A 16,962-nucleotide genomic window follows, 5' to 3' on the forward strand; every position below is an offset into this window, starting at 1 on the left:
ATTTCTAGTAAGGCAGCAGCAGGTCTTCCATAGAGGAATCTGTCCGTTTATCGGCAAAATACGCATGAAGCACTTCATTTTCATCGAGCTGGCTGAGCTTTTCGCCGGCTTTTTCAACGATAATGGGGTGCTTGCATCCCCGTTTGAATTCGGCCATGACATGCTTTACTTTGGCATCGGCCGCGACCGTCAAAGGATGCAGCATGGCAACATCGCGGTTTTTGCCGTAGTATCTCTCCAAAAGAAACCTCAGCTGAATATAGTGCCGCTTCCGGTATTCATCCCATAAAGAAGCGGCGAGAAAGACGAACAGCACCCATGCACTGACCTGAAGGGGGACGGCCAGCACAATCCAGCAGCAGAGCAAAAGCGCGGAAACGGCCGATGTCTGCAGGCTGAGGAGATGCGCTTTTTGAAAAGCCATTTGTTTGGAGAAGTATAAAAACACAAACTTTCCGCCGTCAAGCGGCCAGATCGGCAAAAGATTGATGAAAAGAATAGAGAGATTATAAAAGGTAAACATCTCAAATGTCTGCTCACTTGCAAAACCTGACATGAAAAAGAGCCAGGCTGCCGCCTGAAGCCACACATGCTGAAGCGGGCCTGCCAGGATGACCGCGAATTCCTCTTTAAGCGGCCGGTTTCCGTGCTCCTCCACCTCAACCGTCCCGCCGAAAGGGAGCAGAAAGATTCGTTTTATGCGCCACGAAAAAAACACAGCCAGAGCAGCATGCCCCAGCTCATGAACGGATACGACCAGCAAAAGACACAGCAGCGCTTTGATGTGCCCCGTCATAAGACCAAGCCCCATGATAATCCAAAGAAAAGGATGGACATGAACTTTGAAAAGGAGGCTGAGCCATTTATTCATCAAAAGTGATCACCTGGATCGGATCTATGAATTTATCGCCATCCTGGATCGCGAAATAGTACTGGCCTTTACTTTTATCGTTAAGCTTGATCGAACCGATCTTTTTCCCTTTATCGACAAAGTCGTACAATGAAACGTTAACATCTTTTAGCCGGCCGTAAATGCTGCTTGTATTGTCGGCGTGCTGCACCTTCACCGTCAGCCCTGTTTTTTTATCTTTGCTCACTTCCATAATGTAGCCTTCTTTTACGCTGTCAATGGCTTCGCTGGCGGTTTCGACGACGACGCCCTCTCCGTTATTTTGAAAGTCCTGCTGGATTTTCCCCGCGGCAGGAACGGCCATATCCTGACTGACCGCCACCTGACCGTCCTTCTTTTTCGTTCCCGGCGTAAGAAAAGCGAGCGGGTTTCCGAAGGAAGATACGAACCAATTGCTTACGGCAGCAAACTGAAATTCCTTTTGAAAGGTTTGTGCGATCGCCGGTTTGATCTGACTCAACGGCTGTTTGTCAGTTTTATAGGCAATAGCGGAGATCAGTACGAGACAGGCGGCCAGCAGGCATTTTAAAATAATAGAATGAGCGCTGATCAATGGATGCCGTCCGTTAAATTCGGGCGGGTGTTCCGTTTGATATTCGTAGTCCGGTAGAAGCTTGTGCTTTTCCTGCTCCTTGACCGTCTGCCACGCGGGAAAATTCTGCGTTTGGGCGTTTTGAACGAAAGTCCGTTTTGATTCAGGCCGCTGTTTTCTTCTTTTGGCCAGTCTTTTTCTAATTTCATCAGCTCTGTGACTCATCGCCATCATCCTTTGCAATCGTTGGGTTTGTACATCCTATGTCTTGTCCATTGCAAATATGCGCTCTTGAAAAACAAAAAAGACCTGATAAGCTTGGCTTCATCAGATCTTTGTATTCTGGTATATATTATGAACGCACGCCGAAAAATGACTTGATTTTCGCCATCATCCCTTTTTGCTGCTCTTCAAGCACCTGCAAAGGAACGGATTCTCCTAAAATGCGCCGGGCGATATTGCGGTACGCAATACTGGCGCGGTTTTTGGAATTCATGGCAATCGGTTCGCCGATATTTGAAGCTCTGATCACTTCATCATCGTCAGCAACGATTCCGAGGAGATCAATAGACAGATGATGAACAACTTCATCCACATCCATCGTGTCACCGTTTTTCACCAGGTGATTTCTGATGCGGTTCACGATAAGGCGCGGCGGTTCAATATCTTCCTGCTCCAAAAGTCCGATAATGCGGTCAGCGTCCCGCACCGCTGATATTTCCGGCGTCGTCACAACAATCGCCTTATCAGCTCCGGAGACGGCATTTTTATAGCCTTGTTCAATTCCGGCCGGACAATCAATAATGACATAATCAAATTCCTGCTTAAGCTCCTGCACAAGCGATTTGATCTGCTCAGGGACAACAGCCGTCTTGTCGCTTGTCTGGGCAGCCGGCATTAAATGAAGCAGATCATCAAAACGTTTGTCTTTGACAAGCGCCTGATGCGTCTTGCATCTGCCTTCAATTACATCTACTAAGTCGTAAATAATTCTGTTTTCAAGACCCATTACGACATCAAGGTTGCGCAGTCCGATATCTGTGTCTACCAAACAGACGCGCTTCCCTAAAATGGCTAAGGCGGTACCGAGGTTTGCAGATGTTGTTGTTTTACCTACTCCGCCTTTTCCCGAAGTTATTACGATAGCCTCACCCAATTTCACATTCCTCCCTCAAGCCTTGTTAGATCAGGTCTTAAATGAGCCAATTGCTGAAGGCGTTCAATGACCATATTTCCGTCAGTATCTAAATAAGCACATTCCATGTCGTTCCCTTTTTGAATGTGGTCTGGGGAGCGATTTAACACGTGATTGATCCTCAATTGTGTCGGCATCATTTCGGATGCGGCGATCACAGCCCGGTTATTTCCGTTATAACCCGCGTGGGCAATCCCTTTTAATGAACCGAGAACAAATATATTTCCTCCGGCTCTGATCGTACCGCCGGGATTCACATCTCCGATTAAAAGCAAATCTCCCGTCACGTGAAGCACCTGGCCCGAACGGACGATTTTGGAAACAGAAACAATTTCCTGCTCCTCTTTCATCCGCTGCGCTTCTTCTTTGGCGATGACTTCACTGTCAATTGAATGCACGACTAAATCTTTCTTTGACGCGATCAGATCAGTCAGCTGCTCTGCCTGTTCCTGATACAGATACCGATGCCCGAGTTTAATATGAACACTGATTTTTTGGCCTTTGCCATCAGTATATTGTTCAATCGACAGCATGTTTTGAAGACCATCGAGAAGCTCATCAAAAGAACATGCATCATCCAGATGCAATGTTAAGCCGTTTTTTGTTCCTTTTATTGTTACATATTGCTGCTTTTTGGTCTTCATCAATGTTCACCTCAACAACATACTCTTTTCGTCAAAAAAAGATAAAATCCTTTTTACTCATCTCTTAATTCTTTCTTCAGACTTATATAAAACAGCCTGAAGGGCAGGACTAATATAACGGCCCCCGCAATATTCAGCAAAGCGGTCGGCAAGAACCGCTGAATGACAAAATCGTTAAACGTCATTGTGCCGCTGCGGATTAACGTCTGAATGCCGTAGACGTAAAATTCAAGCACACATACGCTCAGCACCGCGACCAGAATGACCATCAGGGCGTTTGTCTGCAGCACTTTAAACGCTTTGGCCGCCAGATAGCATAAACCGGCAAAACCAAACATATAAACGCCTAAAACACCCGTATAATTGATGTCATAAAGAAATCCGAAAATGAAACCGTAGATCACCGCATGCTTTTGGTTGATATAAGCGGACATAAAAATCAGCGCAAGCAAAAGAAAATGCGGAACGACCTGCTGCTCGACGGAAACGAAAGGAAAACGCACCAGATCGGTATAGATGCTTTCCGCACAAAAGACCAAAATCATAATCAAAGGGAGAAGGAAACGTTTCACGATCCTTCCTCCCCTGTTGCTACGCTTCGGTTCACGACGATGACATGGTCAAGATCGTACAGGTCGGCAGCCGGTTTCACGTAAGCGATTTTCGTCAGGCCGTAAGCATCTGATTCTACATCGGTCACTTCCCCGACCGTAAGCCCTTGAGGAAATACGCCGCCCGTTCCGGATGTCTCCACGAGGTCGCCTTTTTTCACTTCACGTTTTTCATCCGGCTCAAGGATAGTCATTTTCAGGGTCTGTTTCTTTTTATCGTACCCTTCAATTAAACCGTAGCCTTTGCTTCCCTTTTTGCCGGAGATTTTGGTGGCCACTCTGTTATTGCGGTCAACATCGCTCAGCAGCTGAACGGCGGATGTGAAACTGTTGAGTCCGCTGCTTTTGATCTTCCCGACCAGCGCACCCTTTTCGTTCGTGACAGCCATGTCTTTGGCCACTTTCTGCTTCGTTCCCTTATTGATCATGATCTGCTTGTACCATTGATCAGGGTTTCTGGCGATAACGGTCGCTAAAATCGGATCATAGTCGGAAATTGATTTGACATGCCCGAGTTCATCACGCAGCTTCTTGTTTTCATCTTTGAGTTCTTGGAGCTTCGCTTCATATTGTGTCTGTCCGTCCAGCTTTTGTCTTAAGCGTTCGTTTTCCTTGTACGTGTTTTTCAGGTCTTTTATGTCCCCGAAGAACCCTGCAAAATATTCGGCAGGCGTGTGAAAAATGTTTTGAAATACTCCCGTCGTATCACCGATCAGCTTTTCAGGCCAGGTGGTATTACGGCCGTTCTTCAGCGAGAATCCAATCATAGCCACCAATATGATAATACACAGAAGTAATAGCATTAACCGTTTGTTCGGCATCGTGATACACCTCTTCTATTTAACTCCTGATTATCTTGTTTTTCCTTTGAAAAGATGGATGTGCTCCAGTGCTTTTCCAGTGCCGATCGCAACACAATCCAGCGGATCTTCAGCGATAAGAACAGGCATTTTCGTTTCGTCGCTGATGACTTTGTCGAGATTGCGGAGCAGGGCGCCTCCCCCTGTTAATACAATACCTCTGTCCATAATGTCAGCGGCCAGCTCAGGCGGTGTTTTTTCAAGCGTGCTCTTCACCGCGTCAACGATTGAGAGAACTGTATCACGCAGTGCATTTGCAATTTCCGTTCCCGTGATTTCGATCGTTTTCGGCAGACCTGTCAGAAGATCGCGGCCGCGGATTTCCATTGACGCATTTTCTTCACCGGTTTCTGCTGAACCGATTTCCATTTTAATAGCTTCCGCCGTACGGTCACCGATCATCAGATTATATGTTTTTCTGATATAGCTGATGATTGAGTCGTCCATTTCGTCACCGGCTACGCGGATTGACTGAGACGTAACAATGCCGCCTAAAGAAATGATCGCCACTTCAGTTGTTCCGCCGCCGATATCAACGACCATGCTGCCCGTCGGCTCCCATACCGGAAGATTCGCGCCGATTGCTGCCGCAAACGGTTCTTCAATCGGATAAGCGTCACGTGCGCCCGCTTGTCTTGTCGCGTCGATGACCGCCCGTTCTTCAACGGCCGTAATACCTGACGGCACACACACCATAACGTAAGGCTTTCTCGCAAACAATCCTTTATTTTTCACAGCCTGATTAATGTAGTATTTCATCATTGTCGCAGTTGTTTCATAGTCAGCGATAACGCCGTCTTTCATCGGACGGAGCGCAACCACGTTGCCCGGAGTTCTTCCGATCATGTTTTTCGCATCGTTACCGACCGCAACGATGGACTTCGTATCCGTTTGCAGAGCAACGACAGACGGCTCTCTCACTACGATTCCTTTACCTTTAACAAACACAAGCGTATTCGCGGTTCCCAAATCTATACCAAGGTCTCTTGTACCAATTCCGAACATATGTATGTATCTTCCTTTCTTAAAGCAAAAATACCCTAAAGGGAAAAACTCATAAAATCTATTATATCTTAAATCAACGAAAAAAAAAGTGTTACAAATATCCTTTTTCCTTTAAACTCACAAATTTTTTGTCACCAATGACCAAATGATCCAGCAGCTCGATGCCGATTAAATTTCCGCACTCAAAAAGCCGCCTGGTTACCTCTATATCTTCCCTGCTCGGTGTAGGATCTCCTGAAGGATGATTGTGAACGCAAATGAAGGACGCGGCGGATCGTTTGAAAGCTTCTTTAAACACCTCCCGCGGGTGGACAATAGATGAATTCAGACTTCCGATAAAAACGGTGCGTTTATGAATGACTTGATTTTTGGTATTTAAATATAAACAGACAAAATGCTCCTGGGATAAAAAGCGCATATCCTCCATCACATACTTCGCCCCGTCTTCCGGAGAGCGGATGACGCAATGCTCCCCGGCGGATGTCTTATGAATGCGGCTCCCCAGCTCAATTGCGGCAAGAATCTGAACGGCTTTCACCGTGCCGATTCCCGGAATGCTGGAAAGCTCCTGGGCAGAGGCGCCTTTTAACAGTCGCAGCCCGTCAAACGTCCGCAACAGCCGGTGAGCGAGGTTCATGACGGACTCATGTTTCGTTCCCGTCCGCAGCAGGATGGCGAGCAATTCATTGTTAGAGAGATGTTCGGCTCCGAAGTGCAGAAGCCGCTCTCTCGGTTTTTCTTTTTCGGGGAAATCTCTTAATTTTAACGGCAGATCACGGATGATCAACCCCTCCTTGTTCCCCTTCCCGGTTTGAACATCAAGCTTTTATATTAAATTCTTTCAAGGCTCTCATTGTTTTAGCGACAGGAAGCCCGACGACAGAATAAAAATCACCGTCTATTTTTTTCACTAAAAGCGCGCCTTTTCCTTGGATGCCGTATGCACCTGCTTTATCCATCGGTTCTTTTGTTTCAATGTAGAGCTGTATGTCGTCTTCACTGAGCGGCCAAAACGTCACTTCCGTCGTGTCACAGAACGTTTCTTTCCGGTCATGCGTCTGAATGCTGACCGCCGTAATGACTTGATGGCTTCGGCCGGAAAGCCTCCGCAGCATGTGTGCCGCTTCTTCTCTGTCATGCGGTTTGCCGAGGCATTCGCCGTCTATGCACACCATCGTGTCAGCCCCGATAACGACTGCATCGGGATTTTCGGCCAATACAGCACCGGCTTTTTGCTCGGCCAAACATTGGACGTTTTCTTCCGGCGAAAGGTTTCGATTTAATTTTTCTTCTGTGCGGCTTGCAATAATGCTGTAAGGAATCTGAAGAAGATTAAGGAGTTCTTTTCTTCGCGGAGATTGTGATGCGAGTATTAAGCGTTTTGTCATGATTGTCATCCTTTCAGGGTTTGCTTAAGAAAAAAAGATACTTGTCTATCCTACCAAATCAAACGGGCAACCACAATTTCAGAAAAATAACTTTTTGATGACAAAATAAAAAATCCCGCCGGATGACGGGAAATGAGATACTATTTTACAACACTTAAAAGCTCTTTTTGGGCTTTCCAGCCGGATTCCGAACCCGACGTTTCCAGTTCTTTCAGCGCTTGAAGCACGGCCTCTTTCTGCTTTTTGTCAGCAGCGTCTGCGCTGGATGCCGCTTTTGCCGCTTCAGCCACTTCCGTTTTTGAAAGATCTTTGCCGGTAATCGCTTTGGCGGAGAGCTCAGATGCTTGTTTAAAAGAGTTTTCCAGTCCTGAATCGACAGCGAAGCTGAGCTCTTTTCCGCCCCAAGCCTCAAAATCATGGTCTATCAGTGTCTGACCCAATTGCTGTGATAAGCTTTTTTCCGCTGCAAGCCCGGCGATCACGTATGTGTATCCGTCTTCTTTTGCCAGTGAGACGGCCGAGTATCCTTTTTCAGTCAGCTGGTCAACAAGCGTTTGCGCTCCTTTTTCTGATGAAAATTTTCCGGCCTGCACCGCATATGTTTTATAGTTTCCCTCTGAAGATTCCGCATCTCCTGTGCCGGCTGTTTCAGATTTGTCTTTAGAAACATCTCCCGCTTTCGCCGTCTGCCCTTGTGAACCTTTGTCAGCTGATGCCGGAGCGGAGGCTTCTTTACTTCCCGACATATTTAAGGCGACAAGGCCGAGCCCGGTGCCTAAAACAGCCGCAACGGCAATTGTCGTGACCGCTTTTTTAACTGGAGAAGACGGCTGCTTTTTTTTCGGAAAATGAGGGCCTGTTTTTTTCTTCTGGTATGGCGGAACGACTTTCGGGTCATCTTCAAATACCTCAGAATTCTTCTCATGATCCCAATTGAAATCTTCTTCTTTCGGATCTTCATGGGATGCGGCGGTCTCCTGCTCCGCCTTTTTTGTTTCCTCCCAATTTGAAAATGTGACGGTTTTCTCCCCGCCTTCTTTCACATCTTCTTGTCCATACATCGTTTCTTCTTGTCCGTTAATGGTTACTTTAAGGGCATTGTTTTTTGCTTTGCTGTGCTTTTTGCTCTTCCTTTTTTTCAACGTCTCTTCCCCCTTGCATTCGTCTTGGCCGTACCTTGAACTGATCATGGTTCACACTTTAGCATAGGCAAAAAAAAAAAGAACAAGACTTTTGTCGTCTTGTCCAAAAAACGTTCGCCAAATTTTTTAAGCTCCGCCTGAAGCGAGCTTGATGTAAAACGAAAACAGCTCTTCTCCGTATAAATAACTCAAAGCGCTCCCGGCTGAGATGGCCGGCGCAAACGGAAATGGCTGCTTTTTACCAAGCCTGCCCCGGGCTGCGGCGCACATACCGTATACGGTTCCGATCATAACGGAAAGAAAGAATGCAATGAGCACGAGCTTCACGCCGAGCGGCAGGCCGATCACCCCAAACAGTTTCACATCACCTGCGCCGATGCCTCCTTTACTGACAAACATGATAAAAACAAGCAGAAAAAATCCGCAAACGGCTCCGGCAAACCCTGCATACCATGTATCCAGCGGAGAAAACATACGGCCGGCGATGAAAAGCGGAAGAAAAAACAGCAGAACCTTGTCAGGAATCAGCATATATTGCAGATCCGTCATAGTAACAATCATGAGCAGAGACAGAAATAACAGCGCGACTAACAGTTCTTTTGAGAAACCGAAATGAATGCCTGCAGCCGTGAATAAACACGCCGTCCAGCATTCCGCCGCCGGATACATAACCGACAGCTTCGCACGGCAGTTTCTGCATCTGCCTCTTTGCAGAATATAGGAAACGACGGGCACAAGCTCCCCCCAGGAGAGCGGCAAGCGGCAAAACGAACAGGCTGAACGCGGCGAAATAACCGAGATTCGAAGCGGGATACGACACGCTGCTGTATAAAAAAAAGAACCGAAAATCAAGCCGAGAAAAAACAGAAACAAAAGCACTCAGACCACACCTTTACTATCAATCTGGCTCAGATTATAGCAAAGAAAAACACCATGACTGAAATGGCTGAAAATATATTTTCAGCATAAAAACACCCGGCAAAACCGGAAAAGGGTCTGCCGGGCATCCGAGGGGCTGTCAGATAAGCCGCTTTCTCATTTCTGAAATAAAATATAAGGAGCCGGTAATGATGATGACATCATCCGCCCCGTCTTTTTGTTCTATCCATTCTTTCACACTGTCCGGGTTCTCATCGAAGCTCTTAGCCGCAAGACTGCTTGCATTGTAAAGGGCTTCGGCGCTTGAAGCACGCGGAAAGTCAAATGATACAAAGTGAATAGAGTCCGCTTCGGTTTCAAGCTTTTTAATCATTTCCTGATACGGTTTGTCTTTTAATGCGCTGAATACGACATGGACGTTTTTATCGGCAAAGCGCTGCCTGATCGTTTCTGTCAGTGTGTCAACGCCTTCTTCGTTATGTGCGCCGTCCGCAAACACTAAAGGGCGGCTTTGAAGACGTTCAAACCGGCCCGGCCAGGAAGCTTTTTTCAGACCGTTTCGCATCGCTTCTTCAGAAATGGCTGCGGCTCCCAGACGATTCATCCATTCAGCGGCCAATATCGCCAATGCTGCATTGTGCCTTTGGTGAATGCCGATCAGCGACGTTTGAATGTCTTCATAGCATTTCGTTTCCGTTTCCAGCGAAAAGCTTTCACCGGACGGAAGCGCCGCTTCATTAGACAGTCTGCACGTTTTATATAGTGACTGATATGGAGCCTGCTTTTTTTCGGCTTCCGCTTCAATAACGCCGAGTGCTTCCGGCTGATTGACGCCCGTAATGACCGGAATGGAATTTTTAATGATACCGGCTTTCTGCCCGGCGATCTCCTCGATGGTATTGCCTAAAATCGCCATATGGTCATGTCCGATACTTGTAATGACCGACAGAAGCGGATTCACAATATTGGTTGAATCAAATGTGCCGCCCAGTCCCGCTTCAAAAATGACAAAATCGATATCAGCCCGCTTCGCAAAATATAAAAATGCACACGCTGTAATGATTTCAAATTCTGTCACCGTCCCGGCATCGGTCTTATCAAGCTCATCGACTATCGGTTTTATGTCATTAACGAGCGTTCTCCATTCCTCATCAGAAATCGGCGTGCCGTTGACGCTGATACGCTCATTAAACGTAATAATGTAAGGCGATGTGAACGTGCCGACCGTATAACCGGCTTCTTGAAGCACGGAACGGATAAAAGCGACGGTCGATCCTTTGCCGTTTGTGCCCGCCACATGAATAGCGCGAATGTTCTTTTCCGGGTGTTCCAGTTTTTCCATCAGCTTTTCCATACGGAGAAGGCCCGGCTTAACGCCGAACTTGAGTCTGCCGTGAATCCAGCTGATCGCTTCTTTGTACGTATTAAACAATGAAATCCCCTCTTTTATACGACAAGGCGGTTTCTTAGGAAACCGCCCCGCTGTTTTATCAGCCTTTCAGCTCTGCAATCCGCTGCCGGACAGCTTCGCGTTTTGCCGTGTAGTCTTTCTCTTTTCCGCGTTCTTCTTCAATGACATGCTCAGGAGCTTTTTTAATGAATCCTTCGTTGCCGAGTTTTTTCTGAACGCGTTCGACCTCTTTTGTCAGCTTGTCGAATTCTTTTTGCAGACGGGCGATCTCCTCATCAATGTTAATCAGCCCTTCAAGCGGCAGAATGACTTCCGCTCCGGTGACGACCGCTGTCATCGCTTTGTCTGCCGCAGTGATATCCGTCCCGATTTTCAGCGTGCTCGGATTCGTAAAGCGTTCAACGTAAGAACGGTTCTTCTCAAGGCGGCCGGCAATGTCTTCGGTAGATGTTTTAATGTAAAGCTCAACCTGCTTGCTCATCGGCGTGTTGACTTCGCTCCGGATATTGCGGACAGAACGGATTAATTCGACGAGCAGTTTCATATCCGCCGCTGCCTCTTTATCCGTATGTTCGGGCACCGGAACCGGCCAAGAGCTGATCGTGATTGACTCGCCTTCATGAGGAAGGTGCTGCCAGATTTCCTCCGTTAAGAATGGCATAAACGGGTGAAGAAGACGCATCGTCTGGTCAAGCACGTATGCCAGAACAGAACGGGTTGTTTTCTTCGCCGCTTCATCTTCCCCGTACAGCGGAAGCTTCGCCATTTCGATATACCAGTCGCACACATCGTCCCAGATAAAGTTGTACAGGTGGCGTCCGACTTCACCGAATTCATAACGATCCGCAAGCTGTGTTACGTCTTCTATCGTTTCATTCAGTCTTGTGAGGATCCACTTATCAGCAACTGATTTTTCACCGGACAGATCAAGCTCGTCATACGTCATGCCGTCCATGTTCATTAATGCAAAACGGGAGGCGTTCCAAATTTTATTTGCGAAATTCCATGTGGATTCCACTTTTTCATAGCTGAAACGGAGATCCTGTCCCGGTGAACTTCCGGTTGCCAGGAAATAGCGCAGGGAATCCGCTCCGTACTTGTCGATGACATCCATCGGGTCCACGCCGTTCCCAAGGGATTTACTCATTTTTCTGCCCTGCTCGTCACGGATTAAGCCGTGAATCAGCACGTCTTTGAACGGACGCTCGCCGGTAAACTCAAGACCTTGGAAAATCATCCGGGATACCCAGAAGAAAATGATGTCATATCCCGTTACAAGAACATCGGTTGAGTAATACCGCTTAAAGTCTTCAGCGTTTTCATCAGGCCAGCCCATTGTAGAAAACGGCCAAAGCGCGGAGCTGAACCATGTATCAAGCACGTCTGAATCCTGTTCCCAATTTTCACTGTCCTCAGGCGCCTCAAGGCCGACGTACACTTCTTTTGTTTCTTTATGATACCAAGCCGGGATGCGGTGGCCCCACCACAGCTGACGGGAAATACACCAATCACGGATATTTTCCATCCAGTGCAGGTACGTTTTCTCGAACCGGTCAGGAACGAAGTGAACTTTCTCTTCTTTTGACTGAAGGTCAACCGCAGCATCGGCCAGCGGCTGCATTTTGACAAACCATTGTGTGGACAGGTACGGCTCAACAACGGCGCCGCTTCTTTCACTGTGGCCGACAGAATGCATATGGTCTTCGATTTTAAAGAGAACACCGGATTCCTGAAGATCTTTGACGAGTTTTTTGCGGCATTCAAACCGGTCCATGCCGTTATATTGCAGCGCTTTTTCATTCATTGTTCCGTCTTCATTCATGACGAGAATCCGCTCTAAATTGTGGCGGTTTCCGAGTTCAAAGTCATTCGGGTCATGGGCAGGCGTGATTTTAACAGCGCCTGATCCGAATTCCATATCAACATAATCATCGCCGACGATCGGAATTTCGCGGTTTGTAATCGGCAGAATCACCGTTTTGCCGATTAAGTGCTTGTAGCGCTCATCTTCAGGATGAACCGCGACAGCCGTGTCGCCAAGCATCGTTTCCGGACGGGTGGTCGCGATTTCAATTGAGCCTGAACCGTCTGCTAACGGGTAGCGCAAATGATAAAACGCGCCCTGTACGTCTTTGTAAATCACTTCAATATCGGATAAAGCCGTTTTTGTGGCAGGGTCCCAGTTGATGATATATTCGCCTCTGTAAATCAAGCCTTTCTCGTACAGCTTGACGAATACTTCACGCACGGCTTTGTTCAGCCCTTCATCAAGAGTAAAACGTTCGCGTGAATAATCGAGTCCGAGTCCCATCTTGGCCCATTGGCTGCGGATGAAATCAGCATACTCTTCTTTCCACTTCCACGTTTCTTCTAAAAACTTTTCACGGCCGAGGTCATAACGGCTTGTGCCCTGTTCGCGGAGTTTCGCTTCGACTTTTGCCTGAGTGGCGATGCCGGCGTGATCCATGCCCGGAAGCCAGAGCACGTCATAGCCCTGCATGCGTTTCATACGCGTAACGATATCTTGCAGCGTCGTATCCCACGCATGTCCGAGGTGCAGCCTGCCCGTCACGTTCGGCGGCGGAATGACGACAGAATACGGCTGTTTCGTTTGATCGCTGCCCGCTTCAAAATATTTTCCTTTCAGCCAAAAATCATAGCGGCCTTTTTCAATCGCAGACGGATCATATTTTGTCGGCATTGTTTGTTCGTTTGTATCCATGATAACCCTCCAGCATGTTTAGAAATGGCTGAGCAACTAAAAAAGAGCCTTCATCCTGATAAAGGACGAAAAGCTCTTTCGCGGTACCACCTTTTTTCATGAACAGATTTGTTCATGCACTTAAACGGATAACGGGTGCGGCCCGAATTTCTCTACTGTATGTTCAAGAAATTATGCTCCCGGGCGACCTTCCAATGAGACGGCATAAGAAGCCTTTCAGCACAGTAGCTTCTCTCTCTTCATGCGTCTTTCTTGTACTCTTCCCGTTCAAAGCAGGTGTATTTATATCAGCTCATGATCTTATTTATTATGTTCTTTATTATAGTAAAAGTGTTTTTGATTCGTCAATCATCTTTTCCAAAAACCGCTGCCGTCATACATAAATGGGCATGCACCCCGCTCTTCCCCTTACATACGATACATAGAAAGGCGAATGTGAGGAGGAATTGCCCGTGAGAAAAAAATTCAATTCTTATTCGCTCCCCCAGTGGGCCAGACAGGTCCGCCTTGTATCGGTGCAAGTCATTATCCCGATTACGATCTTTCAGGGGATCAGGACGATTTTCTTTCCGACGACTTTTGATGTCCTGCTGCTTGCCATCCTGCTGTTTTTAGCGTGCGCCCTGCATTTGGAATGGATATAAAAAACGAGTCCCATTATGAAGAGGACTCGTTTTCCGCTTTTATTTTTTTCTCCCGCTCAATCTGATGAACCTTCATGAGAAAAGGCTCAACATTTTTCATCTGCCAAAACGCTCTTAATAATTGCGTGCACTCTTCTTTTTCAGAGCCCCTTTGGCCGGTCTGATACCGTTTCAGCACTTTGTACATGGCGGACGGATAAGCCATATAGCTGAGAAACAGGCTGATTTCCGCTTCACGGAGCGGGAATGATTTGTGATACGTATAAAACCAGTCCAGGCATTCCGGACATGCTTTCGGATAGCTTCTGAACATTCTGGAGTAAAAGCCGAGCAGGTCATTTTGCGGAGGGCCCAGCGCAGCTTTCTCGAAATTTGTGAAAAAGCCCGATCCCGCATCATTATACAGAAAGTGGCGGCTCGATAAACTGCCGTGGTTGATCACCGCTCTCGTCTTGTCATGATCCTTTGCCGCGTCAAACCATTCTTCCAGACGTTCGAGAGCAAAATTGACGGCGGAAACCGTTTCTGTAAGATACGTAACGGCCTGCAGTTCAAAAGGTGAAAGGTACCACTCTTTTTCCGCCCGGTCGGCGAATTGTTCATAGACAAGTTTATCATTTTCCCAATCTCTTTTCGTTGCTTCATAAAAGCCGCTGATATCTTCAGTCCGGATTTGGATGTCCCGCACAGTCGCAGAATGGAGCTTCGCGACCTCTTTAAAAAGGTAAACATGTTTTTGGTCCCGTTCTTCTTCCTGATCGTACTGAAGCCAAGGCATTAAATAATAAGAATTCTCCGTCTGTCTTCCCGCAAAAAAATCGCCGGCATACGTGCGGCAGATCGGCACAAATGATCGGTAGCCTTTCTCCTCAATCTCAATCATAAGATCCGTAAATTCACTGCTGCGGGCCGGCTTGAGCTGTTTCAAAGCAAAAATGCCGTAGTTTGAGTAGACCTTCCAAACATGCGGGCTGACAGGCTCAATGTACTCAGCCGTCAGCCCGTATTCCTGAAGCACTGATTGGACTGCTTCCATTCCATTCACCACATTTTTACGGCCTCTTTGTGCTTACACATGGCTGTTATTATATTCAGGTATATACAGAAGCTGACCTTCCTCAAGCTCGTCATCAAACGATAAAGCATTCGTTCGGATGAGCTGCTGGGATGTAATGTCATATCGTTCACACACCCGGTCGATTGTATCTTGCTGCTGTACGATACAAATTTTCATTCTTGAAAACTTTTCTTCTTCCCTTGTAAATAATTTTGTCAAGTAATGAGAGTTGTCATTTTCCTTCTGCTCGGTTCCCGGTGCCGCTTCTTCATTCTTTCTTTCAGGCTTAAGCGGCTCAGGCTGTTCAGCTTGCGCCGGCTCCTCCGGCGGCAGTTTGGAAAACTGAAAAGACAAATCGAGAGGCTTCCCGGTTTCCTCCTCCGGCGGCGCCATCTTCCTTACCTCAATTTCAAACCCTTCTTCATCATGAGCCTCTTCTTCAAGCAGCTTAGGAGCGCTGTAAAACTCCTCTTCCTGCCGTTCCGGAACGAACTCACGATAAACGGGCGCCTGCTCTTCTTGAAAAACCGCAGGCTCATCTTCGTCTTCTGCCGCCTTATGATCGCTCTGACGGAGAAGCGGCTCGGCCTCTGGCTGCTCTTCTTTTTGAAGGAAGGGCTGTTCCGCAATTTTTGGTTTTTCTGCATGCGGAGTCAGAGTGAAAGCAGGGAAAACCGGTTCGATATCATCTTTTGGCTCTTCCTGCGCTTCTGCTGAATCATCCTCAAATACGGGTTCATTCCTCACGGCTGACATGATTGCAGGCTCCTCAGCTTCTTCCGGCTCTTCTTCATGTTGAAAGGAAACGGGAGGAGGAGGCTCAGTAAAGGAAACAGGTTTCGGCACCTCTTCCTGCCCCCTCAGAATCGGGGCAGTCTCCGGCTCTTCTTCTTCCCGCTCCCTCAGAATCGGGGCAGTCTCATGCTCTTCTTCTTCCCGCTCCCTCAGAATCGGGGCAGTCTCCGGCTCTTCTTCTTCCCGCTCCCTCAGAATCGGGGCAGCTTCCTGCTCTTCTTCTTCCCGTTCCCTCAGAATCGGGGCTGCTTCTTCCTCATCTTCCCGCTCCCTCAGAATCGGGGCAGCTGCTTCCTCTTCTTCTTCCCGCTCCCTCAGAATCGGGGCAGTCTCCGGCTCTTCTTCTTCTTGCTCCCTCAAAATCGGGGCTGCTTCCTGCTCTTCTTCTTCCCGTTCCCTCAAAATCGGGGCAGTCTCCGGCTCTTCTTCCTCCTGCCTGAGTAAAGGCGGAGTTTCTTCCTCGTTCTTCTCGGTTTCTTGTGCTGCTTCTTCTGATACAGTCAAAGGTATTTCAGGCTCATGGCGTATCATTAATTCTGGTTCGTTTTCGTCCTCAGAATAATGTCCGGCAAGATTGATCATTTCTTCTCTGGCAAATTCAGGCGCCACGTACAAAGGGATCTCCGGCTCTTTTGGCTCGGATTCCTCAAGCAGCCCTTCAATTGCCAAATCAGCTTGAATGGTTAAGATCCTTGAATCCGTCAGCTGATAATCAAAGGCATCGATAAATACGAAAACATCATTGAGGTGGCTCACTTTATTTTTCGGAATCGTGATGTCCACCGGGAAACAATGAATGAGCTCGGCCGTGCCATCCTCCCTCGCCCTCACTTCCTCTACATGCCTCAGCTCCCTATCAAGCTCTTCAAAATGACTGCTGTGATCTATGTTGTACTCGCCAGTAAGTTCTAATGATCCTTTAATTGAGACATAATCATTTACTTCCTGCACCCTGATGTCAGGGTCTAATGAAATCGAAAGTAATTCAGAAACTTCCTGTCCTTTTTGGAAACAGATTGATTCTTCAACAGAAAATTGCAATCGGTGATTATGCGGCAAGTTCATATCCTCCTTTCATCTAATCCATACAATTAGATGTCACTAAAGGTGTATGCCGCAATCCGGAAAAATATGATAATGGAGGCATTGAAAAAAGCCGATACAAGT

16 protein-coding genes and 1 other annotated feature are annotated in these 16,962 nt (G+C 47.4%); of the genes, 1 reads left to right on the top strand and 15 read right to left on the bottom strand.

Annotated elements, in window-relative coordinates; translation table 11 throughout:
* Positions 1 to 4: 4 nt before the first annotated feature.
* The 13 genes from U2H13_RS13240 to U2H13_RS13300 form a co-directional block, all read right to left on the bottom strand.
* A complete protein-coding gene (locus tag U2H13_RS13240; RefSeq protein WP_017418245.1) occupies positions 5 to 871 on the bottom strand; it encodes a M50 family metallopeptidase in 867 nt (288 codons plus the stop codon).
* Positions 864 to 1,667, bottom strand: coding sequence for a M23 family metallopeptidase (locus tag U2H13_RS13245; RefSeq protein ID WP_007408168.1), 804 nt, complete (start codon positions 1,665 to 1,667; stop codon positions 864 to 866). Before U2H13_RS13245 ends, U2H13_RS13240 begins: the two co-directional genes overlap by 8 nt.
* Positions 1,668 to 1,794: 127 nt before the next feature.
* Positions 1,795 to 2,598, bottom strand: a complete 804-nt coding sequence (minD, locus tag U2H13_RS13250) for a septum site-determining protein MinD (protein WP_003152655.1) — start codon at positions 2,596 to 2,598, stop codon at positions 1,795 to 1,797.
* 2 nt (positions 2,599 to 2,600) lie between these two features.
* Entirely contained in the window at positions 2,601 to 3,281 is a 681-nt protein-coding gene (gene minC / locus U2H13_RS13255) for a septum site-determining protein MinC (RefSeq protein ID WP_003152653.1), read from the bottom strand.
* Between the two features lie 53 nt (positions 3,282 to 3,334).
* Positions 3,335 to 3,853, bottom strand: a complete 519-nt coding sequence (gene mreD, locus U2H13_RS13260; protein WP_003152650.1) for a rod shape-determining protein MreD — start codon at positions 3,851 to 3,853, stop codon at positions 3,335 to 3,337.
* The gene (mreC, locus tag U2H13_RS13265) at positions 3,850 to 4,713 is read right to left on the bottom strand and encodes a rod shape-determining protein MreC (RefSeq protein WP_007408166.1); all 864 of its coding nucleotides are present in this window, start codon (positions 4,711 to 4,713) and stop codon (positions 3,850 to 3,852) included. The genes mreD and mreC overlap by 4 nt, the downstream gene beginning before the upstream one ends.
* A 30-nt stretch (positions 4,714 to 4,743) precedes the next feature.
* Complete coding sequence (gene mreB / locus U2H13_RS13270; protein WP_003152647.1) at positions 4,744 to 5,757, bottom strand: cell shape-determining protein MreB; 1,014 nt, start codon at positions 5,755 to 5,757, stop codon at positions 4,744 to 4,746.
* 91 nt (positions 5,758 to 5,848) lie between these two features.
* Entirely contained in the window at positions 5,849 to 6,544 is a 696-nt protein-coding gene (gene radC, locus U2H13_RS13275; protein ID WP_007408165.1) for a DNA repair protein RadC, read from the bottom strand.
* Between the two features lie 31 nt (positions 6,545 to 6,575).
* Positions 6,576 to 7,145: a nucleoside triphosphate pyrophosphatase gene (locus tag U2H13_RS13280; RefSeq protein WP_012118105.1), complete on the bottom strand. Its 570-nt coding sequence runs from the start codon at positions 7,143 to 7,145 to the stop codon at positions 6,576 to 6,578.
* A 140-nt stretch (positions 7,146 to 7,285) separates the two neighbouring features.
* A complete protein-coding gene (locus tag U2H13_RS13285; RefSeq protein WP_065180394.1) occupies positions 7,286 to 8,287 on the bottom strand; it encodes an SPOR domain-containing protein in 1,002 nt (333 codons plus the stop codon).
* Between the two features lie 126 nt (positions 8,288 to 8,413).
* Positions 8,414 to 9,166: an A24 family peptidase gene (locus U2H13_RS13290; protein ID WP_094296064.1), complete on the bottom strand. Its 753-nt coding sequence runs from the start codon at positions 9,164 to 9,166 to the stop codon at positions 8,414 to 8,416.
* A 139-nt stretch (positions 9,167 to 9,305) separates the two neighbouring features.
* Positions 9,306 to 10,598 (bottom strand): bifunctional folylpolyglutamate synthase/dihydrofolate synthase, encoded by a 1,293-nt coding sequence (locus tag U2H13_RS13295; protein ID WP_376700493.1) that lies wholly within the window; start codon positions 10,596 to 10,598, stop codon positions 9,306 to 9,308.
* 58 nt (positions 10,599 to 10,656) lie between these two features.
* Positions 10,657 to 13,299, bottom strand: a complete 2,643-nt coding sequence (locus tag U2H13_RS13300) for a valine--tRNA ligase (protein WP_022552877.1) — start codon at positions 13,297 to 13,299, stop codon at positions 10,657 to 10,659.
* 58 nt (positions 13,300 to 13,357) lie between these two features.
* Positions 13,358 to 13,579 (bottom strand) — a binding site (T-box leader).
* 172 nt (positions 13,580 to 13,751) lie between these two features.
* Between U2H13_RS13300 and U2H13_RS13305 the strand changes: the two genes are divergently transcribed.
* Entirely contained in the window at positions 13,752 to 13,943 is a 192-nt protein-coding gene (locus U2H13_RS13305) for a hypothetical protein (protein WP_003152639.1), read from the top strand.
* A gap of 13 nt (positions 13,944 to 13,956) precedes the next feature.
* On the opposite strand, the gene ysxE is transcribed toward U2H13_RS13305, so the two are convergent.
* A complete protein-coding gene (ysxE, locus tag U2H13_RS13310) occupies positions 13,957 to 14,979 on the bottom strand; it encodes a spore coat protein YsxE (protein WP_138093663.1) in 1,023 nt (340 codons plus the stop codon).
* A 33-nt stretch (positions 14,980 to 15,012) separates the two neighbouring features.
* Positions 15,013 to 16,854 (bottom strand): LysM peptidoglycan-binding domain-containing protein, encoded by a 1,842-nt coding sequence (locus tag U2H13_RS13315; protein ID WP_376700494.1) that lies wholly within the window; start codon positions 16,852 to 16,854, stop codon positions 15,013 to 15,015.
* Positions 16,855 to 16,962: the final 108 nt, after the last annotated feature.

Origin of the sequence: Bacillus sp. A1 (assembly GCF_042296235.1) — a bacterium.
GTDB lineage: Bacteria > Bacillota > Bacilli > Bacillales > Bacillaceae > Bacillus > Bacillus velezensis.